Source organism: Leisingera sp. F5, assembly GCF_001593695.1.
In genome coordinates this window covers 1-1,749 of record NZ_LUKH01000746.1, presented here as the reverse complement: position 1 = coordinate 1,749, position 1,749 = coordinate 1, and the positions used below count along the sequence as shown (strand labels likewise).

1 protein-coding gene is annotated in these 1,749 nt (G+C 60.8%); it reads left to right on the top strand.

Annotated features, from left to right (window positions below; genetic code table 11):
* Positions 1–1,431, top strand: a 1,431-nt coding sequence (locus tag A2I95_RS35485) for a sigma 54-interacting transcriptional regulator (protein ID WP_291737250.1), incomplete at its 5' end; no start/stop codon positions are given.
* Positions 1,432–1,749: the final 318 nt, after the last annotated feature.

Below are 1,749 nucleotides of genomic sequence, written 5' to 3'. Positions count from 1 at the left end.
GGGCTAGCCGAGGCCTTCGATCTGTCCGGTCCGCCGCAGATTTTCCGCCAGCACAATGTGGCACTGGTCCTGGCGGCGGCGCGCGAGATCGAGATTGCGCTGGCGGAACAGAAACAGGTCGAACGCACGCAATTGCTGGAAGCTTTCCTGATGTCGGATTACAGCCGCGTGCATGACAGTGTGGTGCTGGTCGATCAATCGGGCCGCGTGCTGTTCCGCCGCGGGCTGGACGACGACCCGCTGCGCCGGAACAAGGAATTGTCGTTCGGCCACAAGCTGTTGCCGAAACTTGAAGGCCTGTCGGATCAGGATATTCCCAAGCTCTTGCCGCTCAACGTCGAGGCGGAAGGCATCGAACGGCTCAAGCTGGAAGGCGTTTTTCGCGGCGCCGCCCTGTTTCTCAAGGACAAGGGCAAGATGCGGCAGGCGGGAGTAACCTGCACCATCAAGCCGCGGGTCAATGTGGCGGAGGGCGAGATCCAGATCATTGGATCGTCGCCGAAGATGGTCGATGCCATCGGCCTGGCCGAACGCGCGGCGCTGGCCAATGTCCCGGTGCTGATCCACGGTGAAACCGGAGTCGGCAAGGAATTGTTCGCGCGCCTGATCCACAGCCGGATGCCGGATACCAAGGCTCCCTACGTGCCGGTCAACTGCGCGGCGATTTCCAGCGATCTGATCGGCGCGGAACTGTTCGGCTATTCGGAAGGCGCCTTTACCGGCGCCGTCCGGGGCGGGCGCGCCGGGAAGTTCGAACAGGCCAACAACGGTGTGCTCTGCCTCGATGAAATCGGCGACATGCCGATCGAATTACAGCCCTACCTGCTCAGGGCGCTTGAACAGCGGGCGATCTACCGGGTAGGTGACAACAAGCGGCGCCCGGTCGATGTCCGGCTGGTGACGATGACCAACCGCGACCTGCGCCAGGAGATCGAAAAGGGCAATTTCCGCCGCGACCTGTTCTACCGCATCGGGGTGATGACCATCGAGGTGCCCCCCTTGCGAGAACGCGGCAACGACATCGTCGCCTTGCTCGACCATTTTTCGCAAAAATACGCCGAAGAAACCGGGCGCACACCGATGACCTTTGCCAGCCGGGCGATGGAATTGATGCTGAAGTACCAGTGGCCGGGCAACGTCCGGGAGCTGCGCAATGTCGTTCAGCGCTTTTTTCTCATCAAGCCGGACAGTTTCGTGACTGAACGGGATTTGCCGCCGGAGATTCAGGACGATTTCGACGATGGCGCCGAGAATTCACTGGAGCATATCCTCGGCGGCCATTCCGGCGACTTGGAAAGCATCGAGGCCAGCGCCATCCGCCGGGCGATCAGCGCGGAGAACGGCAACCTGACCAGAGTGGCCCAGGTTCTGGGGATCTCGCGGCCAACGCTTTACCGCAAGATCAAGCGGTATCACATCCGCAAGGTCTGAGTTCGCGGGTTACAGGGTCCATGGGGCCGCCGCGTCGGCTTTCAAGCCGAAACGGTGGAAGGCCGTGATCAACGGCAAGTGCGGGCCGAAGCTGTGTGGAAATTTGACGCTGGGGTCGGCGGGACGGCAGTTTTGTCTGGTTGGTCGGCGCTGACATTAGAATGTATTTTGATCAGCCGGATCGGATTGGGATTGCGGCTATCAGGCCGCGGATGCCGATCAGTGCTGCCAACTGCTTGATATCATGTCCGTCATCAAATGAAATGGTCCGATTGAGCCAGGCCGTCCTAAACGCCGTCAGCTCAATCGGACCATTTC